The organism is Paenibacillus silagei (assembly GCF_017874735.1).
Taxonomy (GTDB): Bacteria; Bacillota; Bacilli; order Paenibacillales; family Paenibacillaceae; genus Paenibacillus_AQ; species Paenibacillus_AQ silagei.
This window is the reverse complement of the sequence record NZ_JAGGLV010000005.1, coordinates 348,952-366,015: the sequence shown is the minus strand read 5'-3', so window position 1 is coordinate 366,015 and position 17,064 is coordinate 348,952. Positions and strand designations below refer to the sequence as shown.

Genomic DNA, 17,064 nt, shown 5'->3' with positions numbered 1-17,064 from the left:
ACCATGAATATACTTCAGACAATCCGCTCGCGCAAATATTTACAGCGGATTCTGCTCAGCTTCATGCTTGTTGTCGCCACACTGGCGGCCGCTTCGCTGTTTGTGAACTCGGGTGCCCGCAGCAAGGTGCTCAGCCTGCAGAACGAGGCAGACCGCAAGCTGCTGACCCAGATTAATTACAACATAGAGAACATGAACGGCATCGTTAAGGATTTGGCCGTATCTCTATACAATGATGAGGAGCTGCTGGCCCTGAAGTCAGGTGCGGATTACAGGCAGAGCATTCTCAAGATCGAGCGCCTGAATCATACCGTGGCGGCTTCCCCTTATCTGCACGCTGCCGTGTTCTATAACGGCGCCCAGCACCGGTTCTTCTCGTCGCTGAATCATGAGATTGATAACCGCGTTCTGTACGATTCCCTGAAGGGTTACATGGGCTCACGGGCGGATCTGCCCAAGCTGCAGCTGATTCCCCTGGACCTTGACGGAAAGGGCGGGGGCATAGACGTCTTTGCCTTCTTCCTGTATGACGGGGAGTCGCTGGGTTCAATCAATGACAACGTGCTGATATTGACGGTGAAGCCGGGGTGGATGCTGGATAATATGAAAGCGCTTAACCAGGTGGCCGAGCGGCAGAATGATGTCCTGTTCGTAACGGACAGCGAGGGTGAGATGCTTATTTCTACGGACGGCCTGCTTCCTGCCGGGCTGAATATCAGGGGTGAGCTGCTGCCGCGGATCAGCGCCTCGGGCAAGCCGCTGGATTCCTTCAATTATACACATGAAGACAGGAAGTATAAGGTTACTTATCTGAGCAAAGCGCTGAACAACTGGCAGATTGTCAGCATGCAGGATTACGATGTTGTGCTGGGCAGCGTCCGGCAGATGAAATGGACGGAAATCGCGGTTACGCTGTCTGTTGTTCTGCTGGCCGTGCTGTTGTCCGTGTTCTTTGCGGTGCGGCTGTATAAGCCGGTCGGCCAGCTGCTGACGCTGGTGCCGCAGGAGGCGCACGGCACTCCGCAGGCGAAGGATGAGCTGTCGCTGATTGCGGCCAATGTGACCGAGATGATCAGCAAGCTGAAGGGGCTTGAGCTGGAGCGGGCCTCGCAGTCGAATATTGCCAAGCTCTATCAGCTGCGCAGCCTGATCGGGTCCAGCCACAGCATGGATGAGGCTGCCTTCAGGCAGCTCAGGGAGCAGCATGGCATTGACATCGCTTATCCGTCTCCGCTCCGTCTGGCGCTGGTGCAGATTGATAATCTGCAGGGGCTTGCCGCCGAACCGGGGCTGCCGATGGAGTCCCTGCTGTATTTCGCCATTGCCAACATCGGCCAGGAGCAGCTGCGGCTGGAAGGCACTTGTGAAGCGGCCGATATGAAGAGCGGCCATCTGGTCTTTATATTCGGCAGTACAGCAGAGAGCCTTGCACAGCTGGAGGAGCGCTTCAGAGGGCTGCAGCAGACGATTGAAGGCTATTACCATATTACCTTCACGGTTACGCTGAGCGAAGTGTTCACGGATTACCGTGACATCACCCGGCATTACAATCTGGCCATCCGCCACTCCGGCTACCGGATGATCTACGGCAAGGGGGCGGTGCTTGAGCCGGGGATGCTCCGGGAGAATGAGGCAAATGAATCCCTGCGCATCCCGCAGGAGCTGGAACGGCAGCTGACGGAGGGACTGAAGGGCGGGGATCTGGCAGAGACGGAGCAGACGATCCGCAAATGGAGGGAGCTGCTGGGCAGCTTCAGCTACGAGAATATGTTCTCTGCGGTGCTGCATCTTGCGGTTACGCTAAGCAACACGCTTGGCGAGATGAACAGCCGCAACGTCAACCCGGTCTCGGTCAACCTGCAGGCCGTCAACCGCCGTATTCTGGAAAAGGAAACGCTGGATGAGATCGAGGCTGTGCTCCTGGAGGTGGTGCGTGAGGTCGCTGAGCAGCGGCGGAGCGGGCGCGAGGATAAGAACAGGCTGCTGGCGGAGACCGTGAAGGAAATTATTGATAAGCATTACGCCGATCCTGACCTTAATGTGCAGCGCATCGCCGACATGCTCAAGATGAGCTCCGTCTATCTGGGCCAGGTATTTAAGGCGCAGGAAGGAACGACGGTGGTTGATCAGATCAACGCAGCCCGCCTGGCCTGCGCCAGAGAGTATCTGGAGCAGAAGGACCTGACCGTGACAGAGATTATGGAGAAGGTCGGGTTCGGGAATGAAAGCTATTTCTACCGCCTGTTCAAACGCCGCTACGGCACCACGCCGAAGGAATACCGCCTGAAATCGGCCATTGACCGCAGCAAATAAACAAAGCCAATAAACAGGGTTTTCAGCCTTAAGCCAGGCCTGCTAATGGACATTGTTCCTATAGCGGGCTTTTTGCTGCGCGATGCATGCCACGGCCCGGCCGGAGCAGGAATCTGGCAACAATACAGCCCGGATCTACAGCAATCTTGCAATTGTACAGTAACGCAGTGGCCTGGTTCTGCGCTATGTTAGTCGTGCAAAGCCTGGGACACAGGCAGACAGCTGCAGCTAAGGAAGGAAAGGAAGGGGCTTTGGTTATGTTGAATAAGGTTCCACTGGCGGAACAACAAGCAAGTCCGGGTGCGCCTGCGGCAACGCGCAAAAAGACCTGGATCGGAAGGGAGCTTCACCATTTCCGGAACAACCGGGAGCTGTTTCTGCTCTCGCTGCCGGGACTGCTGTACAAATTGATTTTTGCCTATATTCCAATGATCGGCCTGATTATCGCCTTCAAGAACTACAGGTACGATCTCGGGATCTTCGGCAGCAAGTGGGTGGGACTGGACAATTTCCGTTACTTATTCACTACGGATACGGCGTGGCGGATCACCCGTAATACGGTTCTATATAATACCGCGTACATTCTGGTGGGGACCTCGGCAGCGCTGCTGCTGGCGATTCTGATGAACGAAATCAAGGCGAAATGGAGCAAGTTCTACCAGACGGCCCTGTTTCTGCCGCATTTCCTGTCCTGGGTGCTTGTAGGTTATGTGGCGTACGCCTTCCTGAACCATTCGGACGGATTTATCAACCGCACCCTCGAATCCTTCGGGCTGAACCCGGTGAGCTGGTACCAGGATGCCGGGCCGTGGCCGGTGATACTTATTCTGGTCCAGCTATGGAAGGTGGTGGGGTTCAACACGCTGATTTATTTTGCCGGCATTATCGGCATTAACAGCGAATATTACGAGGCGGCGCGGATCGACGGGGCGACCAAGCGGCAGATGGCCTTCAAAATCACGATTCCCCTGATGGCCCCGATCATCATCATTATGCTGATCCTGTCTATCGGCAATATGTTCCGCGGCGACTTCGGCCTGCATTATTTCATCCCGAACAACTCGGGCTTTCTCTACGGCTCTACTGACATCATTGATACCTATGTGTACCGCGCGCTGCGTGAAGTCGGCAATGTAAGCATGTCTGCGGCTACAGGCTTCTACCAGTCGGTGGTCGGTCTGGTGCTGGTGCTGACGGCCAACGGAATTGTGCGCAAGGTCGATCCCGATAATTCCCTGTGGTAAGGAGGTGCCCTGAGCATGGGCAAAACATTCGAATTTTCCAAGCTGTTCATTAATCTGCTGTTTACGGTGCTGTCGCTGGTGGTCATTCTGCCGTTTGTGCTGGTCATCGCAGTCTCGCTGACGGATGAAAAGTCGCTGACTGCAAACGGGTACCAGTTCATCCCCGAGTCCTTCAGTCTGGATGCCTACCGCTATCTGCTGGACGCGCCTGACATCCTGCTCCGGGCCTATGGCGTGACCTTCACGATAACCATCATCGGTGCGCTGACCGGGCTGCTGCTGACCGCGATGACGGCATACGTGATTTCAAGGCAGGATTACCGGTATAACCGGGCGACGACCTTTTATGTATTTTTCACCATGCTGTTCAGCGGGGGGCTCGTTCCTTCCTACATTCTGATTACGCAATATCTGCATCTGAAGGACAGCCTGCTGGCGCTGATTCTGCCCATTCTGTTGTCGCCGTTCAACATTATGGTCATGAAGGGCTTCATGTCCAAGATCCCGCTGGAGATCATCGAATCGGCCAAAATCGACGGCGCACGGGAATTCCGTATTTTCTTCCGGATCATCCTGCCGCTCTCAACGCCTGCGCTGGCTACTCTGGGCCTGCTGATTTCCTTCACCTACTGGAACGAATGGTTTAACGCGATGCTCTACATTGATGATCCGAACAAGGTGCCGCTGCAGCTTCTGCTGGTGCGGACGCTCAACAGCATCGAGTTTCTCACGACGAACTCTGAATTTACCGGGCAGCTTGGCATTGATCTGAGCAGCTTCCCCAACAGTTCGGCACGGATGGCAATTGCCGTACTGGCCGGCGGGCCGATGCTGGTGATTTTCCCGTTTTTTCAGCGGTTTTTCGTCAAAGGGCTTACGGTTGGCTCCCTAAAGGGTTAACATACATTACATGTACTAAGTACAGGAGGTCACTTACATGAAAAAAGGGCTGGTTGGCGTTTTGGCATCCGTATTGCTGGCTGCATCCGTGCTGTCAGGCTGCGGAGGGAACAATAACGGCGGCAACGGTAATGCCGCTAAAGGGACGGAAGGAAGCGGAGCGGAGGCAACGCAAAGTGCGGCTGCGGAAGGCGGGAAGGATGGCGAGCTGAAGCCGGTCGAGCTGACCTGGTATTATCCGCTGTCCCAGCTTCAGGCAGACCAGGATAAGGTGCAGGAGGAAGTCAACAAGATTACGAAGGCGAAGATCAATGCCACCGTCAAGCTGATGCCTGTAGCGATCGGGGATTATGTGCAGAAGATGAACACGGTGCTTGCAGCAGGCGAGAAGTTCGACATTCTCTGGACCGGCTACATGCTGAAGCCGGAAGAGCTGGTGCGCAAGGGCGCGATTCAGCCGATGGATAAGCTGCTGGAGGAATACGCGCCGGAGCTGAAGGCGGAGGTGCCGCAGGTGATGTGGGACGGCCTCTCGGTGGACGGGGAGATTTACGGTATCCCGAACCAGCAGATCAACGGCTCCCGTTACGGATTTATCATCCAGAAGCGTTTTGCCGACAAGTATAATCTTGATACCGCTTCCATCAAAAAAATAGAAGACATCGAGCCGTTCCTGGCCCAGATTAAGCAGAACGAGCCGGATATCATTCCGTTTGGCGTATTCGGCACTTCCTTCATCAATCCGCAGTCGCATGACGACAAGTACTGGGTAGTTCCCGGTCTGGATGACCATTTCTATATCAAAACCGATGATCCTACGTATACGCTCCAGCGCTATCCGGAAGAAGAGCTGGACAATTTCCGGCTGGCCAGCAAATGGTATAAGGAGGGCTATATTTACAAGGATGCCGCTACCGAAAAAGCGAATGATTACCTCGCCAAAGGCCAAATTGCCGTCGATTTCAACGTGACGCTGAAGCCGGGCGTGGAAGCGGAGGTCAAGGCCAAAAACGGCGGCAACGAGGTCATTACGGTTCCGCTCAGCGACTGGTTCTCCAACGGCTATTCGGCCACTACCAACCAATCCATCAGCCGTACCGCCCCTAATCCTGAGCGTGCCATGATGTTCCTGAATCTGGTGAATACCGACAAGGAGCTGTACAATCTGCTCTGTAACGGGATTGCCGGTGAACATTATGACAAGGCGGACGGGGAGTACATCAAGGCCAAAGCGGACTCCCGTTATCTGCCGAACATGGACTGGGTATTCGGCAGCGTATTCAACTCGTATCTGAAGGAAGGACAGCCGGAGAATGTCTGGGAAGAGACCAAGAAGATCAACTCGAGTTCCGAGGTTAATCCTGTAGGTGCCTTCAAATTTAATTCCGAGCCGGTGAATACGGAGATTGCCAACCTGAATGCCGTGTGGGGAGAATACAAACGCGGACTCGTGACCGGAACGCTTGATTTCGAAGAAACCTGGCCTGCGCTGTACGGCAAGCTGAAGGAAGCGGGCGAAGAGAAATACGTGGCTGAAGTCACCAAACAATTTGAACAATTCCTTAAGGATAAAGGTCTGAAGAAGTAAGCCCCTACATCCCACGTTGAAAGGAAGAGGAGCCTTGGTGAAAAAACGTTTGCTTGCGGCACTTGCGGCCAGTCTGCTGTTCACGCTCAATCCCTCTACTCCGTTTGCGTCCCCTGTACATGCGGAGGAGGTGTTGTCCGGGACCGCATTTTATGTGGCTAATAATGGAAGCGATTCCAATGCCGGGACGCTGAATGCCCCGTTTCTGACGCTTGAGAAAGCACGCGATACGATCCGGACGCTCAAAGCGGAGGAGGGACTGCCGGAAGGCGGCGTCACGGTGTATCTGCGTGAAGGCAGGTATGAACGGACGTCCAGCTTCGAGCTGCGGGAGCAGGATTCGGGCGAAGCCGGCAAACCGGTCACGTACACGGCCTATCCGGGGGAGTCGGTTACGCTGTCAGGCTCCCGCCAGCTGGCCAAATCGGCATTCGTTCCGGTCACGGATCCGGCCATTCTCGGCCGGATCATCAGCCCGGAGGCGAGAACGAAGGTGCTGGCCGCAGATCTGGGAGCACTGGGCATCACCGATTACGGCCAGCTCAGCCGCCACGGCTATTATCTGGCCAATGATCTCAGCGAGGTGCCGCCGATGGAGCTGTATGTGGCCGGGCAGGGCATGACCCTGGCCCGCTGGCCCAATGAGAGCACCGTCCAGATGGATGAAATCCTTGATCCCGGTCCGACCCGGAAGGACCCGAACGGGGAAGTGCATACGCGCGGGGGCACCTTCACCTATACGTATGACCGGCCCCAGTACTGGACGCAGGCAGACGATATCTGGCTGGACGGGATTTTCGGCTACAGCTGGGAATGGTCGTACAATAAGATTGCTTCCATCGATACGGCCGCTAAGAGCATCACCCTCCGCTACGGGGAGATGAGCGGCATCTTCAAGAACTGGTACCCTGACTTCCACTTCGCGCAGAATCTGCTGGAGGAAATCGATATGCCCGGCGAATATTATATCGACCGCCCGGCCGGCAAGCTGTATTTCCTGCCGAACGCCGAGTTCGCTGCCGCGAATCCCGATATTGAAGTCACAATGCTGAAGAGTCCGATGATTAACGCACTGAATGCTTCGTACATCGACTTCTCCGAGCTTATTCTGGAGAACGGCCGTGATTCGGCAGCTGTATTCATGGGCGGCAGTCATATGCGTATCCTGAACAGCGAGATCCGTAACTTCACCAACAGCGGGGTGCTGGTCAATACGCAGAGCCGGTTCTACTACAACAATTTTGAAGGGGCGCCGGGTACGGACCATGCCATTATCAGCAGCCATATCCATCATATCGGCGGCACTGCCGTCACGCTGGCGGGAGGCAACAAGACAACGCTTGCGCCCGGGAACAATGTGGTGGAGAACTCGCATATCCACGATTTTGCCTACTACCACAAAGCCTATAATCCCGGCGTGCTGCTGTCCGGTGTCGGCAACCGCATGTCGAACAATGAGCTGCATGACGCGCCCCATCCCGGCGTGCTGATCTTCGGCAATGACCATACTGTGGAGTATAACGAGATCTATGACGTATGCACCACCTTCTCGGATCTCGGCGCGATCTATATGAATGCGGGCGAGCAGCCCCATGAGCGGGGGACGGTCATCCGGCGCAATTATTTCCATAACATCGGCGAGAGCAAGGCCGGAGTAGAAGGGGTATACCCTGACAACTTCACGATGGGACTGACCATTGACGAGAATATTTTCTACAAGATGGGCAATTCGGCCATTAAAAATAACGGCGGATCCCATATCCTGACCCGCAACAATATCTTCATCGACAGCAAGATTCCTTATGATTATGCGGATATGTTCCTGGGCGACGAGCCGGATGATCAGGTGCCGCTCAACTACATGCCGAAGTGGCAGGCGCTGTTCGCGGCGAACAATAATTTCACCGGCACCCCTTATATGACCAAGTATCCCGAGCTGGCGGATTTCTTCACGGAGAACCGGTATTATCCCGACACCAATACGTTCCAGGGGAATGTCGTCTACAACCCGTCGGTTCCGCGCAGCGTAACGACCAATGTGTACGGGGCCTACGACAAGTTCGGACTGGTCCAGTATGCGAATAACTGGGTGACTGCCGCAGATCCCGGCTTCACCGACCTGGCGGGAGGCGATCTGTCGCTGCGGCCGGATGCGGATGTCTTTGGTGCCATTCCCGGCTTCCCTGACATTCCGTTTAACGATATCGGCGTTGACGGCAAAGCGGGCACGACAACCAGTCCGGACAGCTATCCCGTGCAGGGAGTTGCCGTCTATGACAATGAAATAACCGTGGACCGCTGGAAAACGGTGAAGCTGCGCACGGCGGTGCTTCCGTGGAATGCGGATCATCCCGCCCTGACCTTCACTTCGGCTGATCCCGCCATCGCGGTAGTGGACGGCGCAGGTAATGTTACTGGCCAGTCGGTCGGCAGCACGGTCATTACGGTAGCCTCGGCAGAGAATCCGCTGCTGACCGCCACGGTCACGGCTCATGTGGAGGCAGGGGACGGCGTGATGGATTTCACGGATTTCGAGTCCGGAGCGAACGGGTGGCTGCAGGATGCGAACCGTAGCATCGAGAAGCTCGGAACGAACCGCTGGTACAAGATTCTGAATGGAGCCTCGTCTCTCAGTGCCAAGAACTTCTCCGACTATGAGCTGAGCTTCAGGCTGAAGACGCCGGAGGTGATGGGGAATAATGCGACCCTGTATATCTTCGACCGTCAGGCCGGGAGCGGCTCCAGCCGGATCGGCTACAAGACCCGGGCGGACGGCAGCTCTGCGTGGCTGCTGTACAATTCGGCCTGGACGGTGCTGAAGGAAGTCAAGCTGCCGGGGCATGACCTGCAGCCGGATACGGAATACAGTGTCAAAATGCTTGTGAAGGGCGGCGATATCAGCGTCTATCTGGACGGAGCCTTCCGCTTGAAGGGCAATGATCCGGGACACAATGCAGAGGGCAAAGTCGGCTTCTACGTCAGCAATGTCAGCCAGATGCACTTCGATGACATTCAGTTCAAGGCTCTGACGACTACGCTGGCCGGGATTATTCCGGCGGAGAGCGCGGTGCGTCTGGCCGCAAGGGAGCAGCGGCCGTTGCAGGTGGCCTTCGATCCTTCCGATACGCCGGATACAGGCGTGACCTGGCAGTCGGCCAACCCGGCGGTCGCTACGGTGGACAATACGGGCGTTGTGCATGCCGTATACGAGGGGCAGACGGTCATCTCGGCGGTGTCTACGGTGAATCCGCTCATCAAGGCGGATATTACCGTCACCGTCTCTAATATTATGCATGAGACGGACTTCGAGAACGGGGGCAACGGCTGGCCGGTGGACCCTAACCGCAGCATCGCCGCTGATCCGGACGGCAACCGCCGCTATAAGCTGCTGAACGGCGCGTCAGGCCTGCTGGACCGCAGCTTCACGGATTATCAGCTGGAGTTCAAGCTGAAGACGCCGTCCGTGATGCCGGATAACGGCATCCTGTACATCTTCGACCGCCAGGACAGCTCCGGCTCCACCCGGATCGGCTACCGGACCCGGGCAGACGGATCTTCCTCCTGGATCCTGTATGATACAGCGTGGCAGAAGCTTACCGAGAGTGTACTGCCGGGGCATGACCTGCTGCCGGATACGGAATATGATGTGAAGGTAACGGTGAGAGGCGGAGATATCGCCGTATCTGTGAATGGTTCGCCAAGGCTCTCCGGCAGCGATCCGAACCACCGCCCGTCCGGCAAGGTCGGCTTCTATACCAGCGGCTTCGCTTATATGCTGTTCGACGATATCACCTTCTCGGTTCTGCCGTAACGGAGGGCGGGCGCTGCTTGCGCAGAATCCGAACGGGTGCAGTTAGAATAGACCACGGGTCCAGCTGGAATAGACCATGGATACAGCAAGAAGCCGCTCCCTTACGGGGCGGCTTCTTTGCCTTGCGCTACCGGTCTTATCCGGCCAGCGCCGACCGGATCTGCCTCGTGTAGAACAGGCGGACTATGAAGAAGTAGATCACCTGAATGACGAAGAACAGGCCCAGCACAAGCAGGGACTCCCTGAATATGGAGTACTGGAACATATGCGACAACGCTGTAAGGGCAACGGCTCCATGGATAAGGGCGACCACGATCGGCGCGAAGAAGAGCAGGCTGAGCTGGCGGTTCAATATCCGGCGAAGCTCTTTGTCACTCAGCCCCAGCTTGGAGATGGCCCTGAACTTCTGTTTGTCCTCATCCAGATCGCTGTACAGCCGGAAATAGAGAAAGCTGCCGGCAGAGACAAAAAACACGATCCCGACAAAAAAACCGATGAACATCACGGGGCCAAAGCCGTCATTCGTCTTGGAGGTTAAATACTCGAGTGCATAGAAAGTATACTGCTCATCATAGGGAAGCTCATTCGTCAGCTTTGCGCCTGCCTTCTCTGCACCCGGCTGTCCAACCGCTCCGTGCCATGCATAATACCGGCTCACTTTGAGCGGCTGTCCAAGCTTGCCGATCCATTCATCGGGGACGACGTAATAACCGCTGACTCCCCGCACCGCCCAAGATACGATAGCCTGGTCCGCCTCGATGACGATTCCTGACTGCAGCTCGACTGGCTGGTTGAGCATTTCTTCTCCCTCGCGGGACAGGCCGAAATCTACAACGGCTGCTTTCCCTGCGGTAAGCCGGATGGGATTTAGCCCCAGCAGCTCGGCTACATGGTTATATTCGGATTGCTTCACCAGAACCAGTGTCCGGCTGCCCTCCATAGCCTTATAGTAGTTAAGCTCCAGACCTGTTTTCTCGGCGGCAATCCCGGCTCTGCCCAGGCTCTCGTCAATCAGCTGTATATGGGCCTGTGCCTTGCTGTCTCCATCCAAGGACTGATAGGTGAACAGATAGGGATTCTTCTGTGTCAGCGCTCCGTTGATCATCGACTGGAAGCCGTATAAAGCTCCTATCGCGCTGAAGGACACAGTAGAGATGATCGCGACCAGGAAAAAGGAACGCGCGTTGTCCTTCATCCGGTAGGCCAGATCAGAGAGCAGCAGCATATTGGTTCTGCGCCAGAATAGCTGCTCACACGCCTTCAGCTTACGGATCAGGTACACACTGAGCTGTGTGAACAGCAGGTAGGTTCCGATTGACACCATAATGACCACCGGCGCGAGCAGCAGCACCACACTCAGACCGCTCGCCCGAAGAGACAGGAAGTAGCTGATTCCCAGCAGTGTTACCACCAGCAACGACAGCAGAAGCGAGGCCTTCGGCTCCGGCTTGGGCTGACGGTTGGAATGGATGAGCGTAATCAGCTTGCCGCTGCGCAGCACCGTAGAGATGAACAGGGAGATCAGGACGAACAGCAGCAGGAAGGAGATCAGCGTCAGTACTATCGCCTTGAAGGGGAAATAGAATTGCAGCGGCTCATTCAGCGCAAGCACATTCTCCCCGGCAAGCAGAATCCCCTTGGCAAAAATAACGCCGAGTCCGATGCCGCTGAGCGTGGCGCCTGACCCGACGATCATATTCTCCAGAAAGATCATCCGCCGGAGCTGCCGGACCGTCATGCCATGCATCATCATCAGCCCGAATTCCCGTTTCCGCGATTGCAGAAATGCACTCATGGAATAGAGCACGAAGAAGAAGGAGAACACATAGATCACCCATTTGGAGACCGAGAGCGCAAGAGCCGCACTGGATTGAATATTGTCCCCGCTCAGCACCGGATGGTAGGCAAAGATGGAAAAGGTAAAGAAGACCATCACGGTAAACATGCTGCTGAGAAAATAGGCGGTGTATAGCCTCATGTTCCGGGTGACATTACGGAATGCGAACTGGCGGAATGTCATGGCTATATCCCCCTAACAGCGAAAGTGTGTCGATGATTTTCTGGAAAAAACTCTGGCGGTTATCCCCGCAGTAAATCTCCGTATAGAATCTGCCATCCTTAATGAAGACGACCCGGTGACAATAGCTGGCGGCTACAGCATCATGGGTAACAAGCATCATCGTCGCGGACTGCTCACGGTTGAGCGTTTCCAGCAGATCCATCACATCCCTGGCGGCTTTGGAATCGAGATTGCCGGTAGGTTCATCCGCCAGCAGCAGCTTCGGCGAATGAATCATGGCTCTGGCGATTGCTGTCCGCTGGGCCTGTCCGCCGGAGATCTCGTAGGTGCGTTTTTTCATAATGGCGCTGATCCCCAGCTTTCCGGCAATCTCCCGGGCCTTATGCTTCATTTCACTGACCCGGATTCCATCCAGTGTCAGCGGAAGCACGATATTCTCCTCCACAGTCAGGGTGTTCAGCAGGTTGAAATCCTGAAACACAAACCCCAGCTCCCGGCGGCGGAAGACCGCCAGCTCATTTTTGTCCAGCTTGCCCGTATCCTTGTTATCAATCCTAATGCTTCCGGTAGTCGGAACGTCCACTGTGGCAATCAGATTCAGCAGAGTGGTTTTTCCGCTGCCCGAGGGTCCCATTATCCCCACGAATTCTCCGGCTGCAATGGTTAAATCAATGTCGGTCAAGGCCCGGTAGGCGACGTTTCCTTCATAGATTTTACTGACCTTTTTTACCTCCAGCATATGGCTGTACTCCCCTTCTATGTGTGCAACACACTTGTTCTGTAACCAATATACCGGAGACGGCAGCAGCTCAGCCATCGATTTAGATTTCACTTTTATTACATGCCTGTAAGCTAAGGATTCGCCGTCAAAATAATCCGCACCACCGTTCCCTCGCAGGCCGCCGATTCCAGCTCAAGCCGGTGTCCGAGACGGTCTGCGGACTCCTTCGTCAGATACAGCCCCATTCCTGTAGACTCCCGCAGTCCGCGCCCGTTGCCGCCGGTGAAGAAAGGGTCGAATACCCGTTTGAGATCAGACGCCTGAATCCCGATTCCCCTGTCTTTGACCTCAATGACCGCATCCGTTCCTCTGAGATAGCAGGCTACAGTGATTGTCCGGCCGTTCTCCGTGTTAGCCGCCGCTGAATATTTGATGGCATTGTTCATAATCTGCGACAGCATGAAGAACAGCCATTTCTCATCCGTCTGGGCGGTAATGTCCGGAGCGGAGGCGTGGACCTCGGGGTAGATATGGCTGCGGATGAACAGGCGTCTGTGATCATGGACAACCTCGTTCACCAGCTTCGGCAGGACGACAGGCTTGATGTGGAAATCCTTCTCAAAAGCCCGCAGCCTGGCCATATACAGCACGGTATGCAGTCCGCTGCGCATACTCTCCAGCTCCTCGCGGATGCTGGCAAACTCCGGCTCGTCCATATTCTGCACGGTCAGCTCTATGACCGACAACGGCGTCTTCATCTGATGGACCCATTGGTCGATGAAAGTCAGATGCTGCTCCTGCTGCTGCTTCACCGCCGTCAGCTGCTGCTGATAGTAGCCGTACTGGGTGTGCAGCAGCTGCTCCAGCGCTGTGGACACAGGGTGGTTCTCCAGCTTCTGAAAGGATTCGTCCAGTGTCTCCAGAGGTCTGCTGAGGCGGAGATAATAACGGCGCCTGCTGATATATTGGTAGATTAAGTAGCAGCTGAGGAAGAAGAAGCCTATGAAGACCGCATAGAGCGCGGTCGGCAGATCGCGGTAGCCGTCCAGCCAGTAAATGGACAGCATAGCGCCGAATTGCACGATCTGCACAGCCAATAACAACGCATGCTCACGGAGAAACAGCCTCATGACTCCGCCTCTGACCAGCTGTTGTTCAGCCGGTATCCCGAACCCCTGACGGTAAGTACGGCATCCTCCATCCCCAGCTCCTGGAATTTCTTGCGCACCCGTGCGATATTCACATTCAGCGTATTCTCATCCACAAAAGCCTGCGGGTCCCATAGCTTCTCCAGCAGCGCTTCCCGGCTGGCAACCCTCGGGTAACGCTCCATCAGACTCTCGATGAGATCCGATTCCTTGCGGGTAAGGGGCACGACCGCCTGCCCGTACTGCAGTTCAAGCCTTTCAGGATACAGCATCAGCCCTTCCTTCTCCAGCACCAGCTCCTCGCGCTTAGCCGCATATTCCCCGTAGGCCCGGCGGAGATGGCTGTGGATCTTAGCGAGCACAATTCCGGAATGGAACGGCTTGGTGATATAATCATCCCCGCCGTTCTCAAGCGCCATGATCTGGTCCATCTCACCGTCGCGCGCCGAGATGAACAGCACAGGACAGGTGGAGACCCTGCGGATCTGCCGGCACCAGTAATACCCGTCATAGCTGGGCAGATTCACATCCAGCAGAACCAGCTCCGGTCTCATCTCCTCGAATTCCTGCAGCACCAGGCGAAAGTCCCTGACCCTTACGGCCTCATAGCCATATTTCTCAATAGCCGAGTGCAGCAGATCTGCAATCTTCGGATCATCTTCCACAATCATGATTCTGGACATCTTCACGGCTCTCCTTGTCTTGTTCAGTTAAGTACATATATAGGGGAAGCAGATACACTCTGTTTTGTATTCAAGAAGGGACAGCCTGCATAGAGAAAAGCAAGAAAAGAAGAGATATGCTCTCTTTTCTTGCCTCGTCTGGTTATAAGATCTACATCGAATACTCTCTGTTACTCCCCCTATGCAGTAATCAGGTCATACAGCTTATTCAAATTTGTCTTGAAATAGGTTGTGAAGTACCAAGCCCGGTATTCTTCGGGTATTTCGATCTCTTCAATACTCTGCTGATTCTGAACGGCTTCGGTCACGATGGCGATCATTCTGCTTATGTATCCCTTCACCTCATGAAGCTGTTGCAGGGAGCAGACCTCACCATGCCCCGGTATAATCGTCTCCACATCCAACCGCTCAATCTGCTCCAGAATATGCAGCCACTCCTGAGGGTTGGCATTGGCCAGAACCGGATGGTGGTTCGAGAGCACGAGGTCCCCGATGATGACAATTTTATCTTCCGGGAGGTACACAATGGCATCACTTTGTGTGTGTCCTCCGCCATATGTAATGAGCTGCGCGCTGCGGTTGCTGCCGTGAATGGTCATTTGCCGGTCAAAAGTTATCGTCGGCACCGTATGCACCAGCTGCGGCAGCATATTCACAAATTCACGGTCCGTTGCATTCTCCCAGGCCATTTCCTGCTGCAGCTTAGTATCCGTCTCCTGCTGACTTTGCAATTCAGCTTCTTCGATCGCCTCTAGCATCTTTTCTCTGTTGTTCTGGTACTGGGCTACCCGGTCTCTGGCGAATGTATTCATGATCTCATGGGTCTCTGATGTTGCAATCAGCTGAGCGTCAAGCGCAAACACCTGATTGCCAGTGGTATGATCGCTGTGCCAGTGTGTGTTGATTACATAGGATACAGGGTTCCCTGTGAGATGCTCAGCAGCAGCCTTCAAATCCTGAGCCGCCTCCAGCGTAGCGAATGTATCCACCACCAGAGTGAGTCCCCCCAGATCAATAATGGCCGCGTTTGCGAGTGAGCCTGTGCCTGGAACCGCAACCGCTGCAACGGTGCTATCTGCAACATATTGCAGACGGAAATGCCTGGAGCCTTGAAATGATTCAATCCTGTTCAGCATAGTAATCTCTCCCTTCCAACATGGGAATATACTATACGCTATCTGAGTTCACTAGACAACTTTTAACTTAATCTCCACTTTATTTCCGCTAATTGGCGATATTCGAAGAGCTTGCGAACTGTTCAGCAGCAGCCGGGCGGCCAGACAAGAGGAGTAGAGTCCCCCAGAGCACTTTGACAGCAAGATCCGCATATACCAAGGCGTGAAAAGACAGCTCCGGCCAGACCATACCGGCCACAGCATTAGCGCTTAGCAGAACAGCCAGCAGAAACATGGAACGTCCATGCACCCAGGCCATCGGAATGAAATGGAGACCTATTGCCAAAAAAGCCCCCAGCCAGACCATCCGGTAATTGCCGTCTCCGAAGTGAGGACCGCCTACCAGCACCATAATCACGAACATTAGAATGATAGAGTAGAGCGTCATTTTGCCCTGAAAGGCGGTTTGTGGTCCGTAGGACAGCTTGCGGCTGACCGCTTTACCGGTCAAGATCCAGAAAAACCCGGCCATATACCCGAGTGAAAATACCGGCATGGAGATCAGCTGCGCTCCCCCCGCAAGCAGCCCCGCAAACAGGATGGCGGCCACCCAGATCAGCCACAATCCGCACACTTTTTTATTCAGATAGCTTCTGCCCCGTACTTGTCTTCCGTCTTCCTTCATTGTCTTCTTCCCCTTATGGATATTTTTGTTGAGCTTTATCAGTATTGACACCTGAATCAGCAGGTTAACCCGCAAAAAACCTGCAGCCGTACCGCAATTTATTTGTGGGAATTACTGGAATGGTAGTCGGTGAAGGCTTGAATAAGCTGTGATACTCTTACTTCAGAAAGACAATAACCACTGAAACGGAGCGCCTGTAAGCAGCATTCCGGACGGACTGAAGGAGGTGAAGTAACCTATGAAATCATTCGATAAAGAGCTTGAAGATCTCGACCTGGAGCTGATTGAACTCGATCAGGTGGAAGCTATTCCATCGACAGCCGCAACCAGCGGCAGCGGCAGTTCATCCACTTGCGGATCATCGTCATGTTCGTCGTGTTCCTCTTCCTGCGCGTAAGACAGACAGATTCACAAGAATACTTAACGACTAATTTTATGAAAAGGATGATGAAAAAATGAAGGATTTAAACAAAGAACTGGAAGATCTGGACCTGGAACTGATTGAACTTGAGCAAGTGGAAGCTATTCCGTCAACAGCCGCAACCAGCGGCAGCGGCAGCTCCTCTACCTGCGGTTCGTCCTCATGCTCGTCGTGCTCTTCTTCCTGTGCTTAAGAGTAACAGTATCGCAATGATAATAAAATACTAATTATGAAAAGGATGATAAATAATGAAAGATTTAAATAAAGAACTGGAAGCACTGGACCTGGAACTGATTGAACTTGATCAAGTGGAGGCTATTCCGTCAACGGCGGCATCCAGCGGCAGCGGCAGCTCTTCCACCTGCGGCTCGTCATCATGTTCGTCGTGCTCCTCCTCCTGTGCCTAATTGTTAGC

14 protein-coding genes are annotated in these 17,064 nt (G+C 54.5%); 8 read left to right on the top strand and 6 right to left on the bottom strand.

All coding sequences use genetic code 11. The annotated features are described in order from the left end of the window. Positions 1-3: 3 nt before the first annotated feature. From J2Z70_RS10520 to J2Z70_RS10500, 5 genes are all read left to right on the top strand, one after another. Positions 4-2,313 (top strand): helix-turn-helix domain-containing protein, encoded by a 2,310-nt coding sequence (locus J2Z70_RS10520; protein ID WP_209872426.1) that lies wholly within the window; start codon positions 4-6, stop codon positions 2,311-2,313. A 257-nt stretch (positions 2,314-2,570) separates the two neighbouring features. Beyond that, a complete protein-coding gene (locus tag J2Z70_RS10515; protein ID WP_051478672.1) occupies positions 2,571-3,557 on the top strand; it encodes an ABC transporter permease in 987 nt (328 codons plus the stop codon). Between the two features lie 15 nt (positions 3,558-3,572). Beyond that, entirely contained in the window at positions 3,573-4,457 is an 885-nt protein-coding gene (locus J2Z70_RS10510; RefSeq protein ID WP_036732429.1) for a carbohydrate ABC transporter permease, read from the top strand. A gap of 37 nt (positions 4,458-4,494) precedes the next feature. After that, entirely contained in the window at positions 4,495-6,045 is a 1,551-nt protein-coding gene (locus J2Z70_RS10505) for an ABC transporter substrate-binding protein (protein ID WP_036732427.1), read from the top strand. Positions 6,046-6,082: 37 nt separating this feature from the next. Continuing rightward, positions 6,083-9,856, top strand: a complete 3,774-nt coding sequence (locus J2Z70_RS10500) for an Ig-like domain-containing protein (protein WP_209872424.1) — start codon at positions 6,083-6,085, stop codon at positions 9,854-9,856. Between the two features lie 136 nt (positions 9,857-9,992). Here the strand turns inward: J2Z70_RS10500 and J2Z70_RS10495 are convergent, their stop codons facing one another. The 6 genes from J2Z70_RS10495 to J2Z70_RS10470 all read right to left on the bottom strand — a co-directional run bounded on the left by J2Z70_RS10495 (position 9,993) and on the right by J2Z70_RS10470 (position 16,228). Then, complete coding sequence (locus tag J2Z70_RS10495) at positions 9,993-11,876, bottom strand: FtsX-like permease family protein (RefSeq protein ID WP_209872421.1); 1,884 nt, start codon at positions 11,874-11,876, stop codon at positions 9,993-9,995. Beyond that, a complete protein-coding gene (locus J2Z70_RS10490; RefSeq protein ID WP_209872418.1) occupies positions 11,848-12,615 on the bottom strand; it encodes an ABC transporter ATP-binding protein in 768 nt (255 codons plus the stop codon). The genes J2Z70_RS10495 and J2Z70_RS10490 overlap by 29 nt, the downstream gene beginning before the upstream one ends. Before the next feature lie 113 nt (positions 12,616-12,728). Beyond that, positions 12,729-13,727 carry a sensor histidine kinase gene (locus J2Z70_RS10485; RefSeq protein ID WP_209872415.1) on the bottom strand — a complete coding sequence of 333 codons (999 nt, stop codon included), beginning with the start codon at positions 13,725-13,727 and terminating at the stop codon, positions 12,729-12,731. Next, positions 13,724-14,428 (bottom strand): response regulator transcription factor, encoded by a 705-nt coding sequence (locus J2Z70_RS10480; protein WP_209872412.1) that lies wholly within the window; start codon positions 14,426-14,428, stop codon positions 13,724-13,726. Before J2Z70_RS10480 ends, J2Z70_RS10485 begins: the two co-directional genes overlap by 4 nt. 179 nt (positions 14,429-14,607) lie before the next feature. Continuing rightward, positions 14,608-15,564: an MBL fold metallo-hydrolase gene (locus J2Z70_RS10475; protein ID WP_209872408.1), complete on the bottom strand. Its 957-nt coding sequence runs from the start codon at positions 15,562-15,564 to the stop codon at positions 14,608-14,610. A gap of 88 nt (positions 15,565-15,652) precedes the next feature. After that, entirely contained in the window at positions 15,653-16,228 is a 576-nt protein-coding gene (locus J2Z70_RS10470) for a DUF6609 family protein (protein WP_209872406.1), read from the bottom strand. Positions 16,229-16,466: 238 nt separating this feature from the next. On the opposite strand from J2Z70_RS10470, the gene J2Z70_RS10465 reads away from it, so the two are divergent. From J2Z70_RS10465 to J2Z70_RS10455, 3 genes are read left to right on the top strand one after another with little or no spacing between them, the layout of a single operon-like run. Further along, on the top strand, positions 16,467-16,625 hold the full coding sequence (locus J2Z70_RS10465; protein WP_081751417.1) for a thiazolylpeptide-type bacteriocin: 159 nt from the start codon (positions 16,467-16,469) through the stop codon (positions 16,623-16,625). Between the two features lie 58 nt (positions 16,626-16,683). Beyond that, a complete protein-coding gene (locus J2Z70_RS10460; RefSeq protein WP_036732414.1) occupies positions 16,684-16,842 on the top strand; it encodes a thiazolylpeptide-type bacteriocin in 159 nt (52 codons plus the stop codon). A 55-nt stretch (positions 16,843-16,897) separates the two neighbouring features. Then, positions 16,898-17,056, top strand: coding sequence for a thiazolylpeptide-type bacteriocin (locus J2Z70_RS10455; protein ID WP_036732412.1), 159 nt, complete (start codon positions 16,898-16,900; stop codon positions 17,054-17,056). Positions 17,057-17,064: the final 8 nt, after the last annotated feature.

What these genes read in the sequence shown, in the direction of transcription:
- J2Z70_RS10520 (WP_209872426.1), top strand. Translation starts at nt 4, where the DNA reads ATGAATATACTTCAGACAATCCGCTCGCGCAAATATTTACAGCGGATT.
- J2Z70_RS10515 (WP_051478672.1), top strand. Translation starts at nt 2,571, where the DNA reads ATGTTGAATAAGGTTCCACTGGCGGAACAACAAGCAAGTCCGGGTGCG.
- J2Z70_RS10510 (WP_036732429.1), top strand. Translation starts at nt 3,573, where the DNA reads ATGGGCAAAACATTCGAATTTTCCAAGCTGTTCATTAATCTGCTGTTT.
- J2Z70_RS10505 (WP_036732427.1), top strand. Translation starts at nt 4,495, where the DNA reads ATGAAAAAAGGGCTGGTTGGCGTTTTGGCATCCGTATTGCTGGCTGCA.
- J2Z70_RS10495 (WP_209872421.1), bottom strand. Translation starts at nt 11,876, where the DNA reads ATGACATTCCGCCAGTTCGCATTCCGTAATGTCACCCGGAACATGAGG.
- J2Z70_RS10490 (WP_209872418.1), bottom strand. Translation starts at nt 12,615, where the DNA reads ATGCTGGAGGTAAAAAAGGTCAGTAAAATCTATGAAGGAAACGTCGCC.
- J2Z70_RS10485 (WP_209872415.1), bottom strand. Translation starts at nt 13,727, where the DNA reads ATGAGGCTGTTTCTCCGTGAGCATGCGTTGTTATTGGCTGTGCAGATC.
- J2Z70_RS10480 (WP_209872412.1), bottom strand. Translation starts at nt 14,428, where the DNA reads ATGTCCAGAATCATGATTGTGGAAGATGATCCGAAGATTGCAGATCTG.
- J2Z70_RS10475 (WP_209872408.1), bottom strand. Translation starts at nt 15,564, where the DNA reads ATGCTGAACAGGATTGAATCATTTCAAGGCTCCAGGCATTTCCGTCTG.
- J2Z70_RS10470 (WP_209872406.1), bottom strand. Translation starts at nt 16,228, where the DNA reads ATGAAGGAAGACGGAAGACAAGTACGGGGCAGAAGCTATCTGAATAAA.
- J2Z70_RS10465 (WP_081751417.1), top strand. Translation starts at nt 16,467, where the DNA reads ATGAAATCATTCGATAAAGAGCTTGAAGATCTCGACCTGGAGCTGATT.
- J2Z70_RS10460 (WP_036732414.1), top strand. Translation starts at nt 16,684, where the DNA reads ATGAAGGATTTAAACAAAGAACTGGAAGATCTGGACCTGGAACTGATT.
- J2Z70_RS10455 (WP_036732412.1), top strand. Translation starts at nt 16,898, where the DNA reads ATGAAAGATTTAAATAAAGAACTGGAAGCACTGGACCTGGAACTGATT.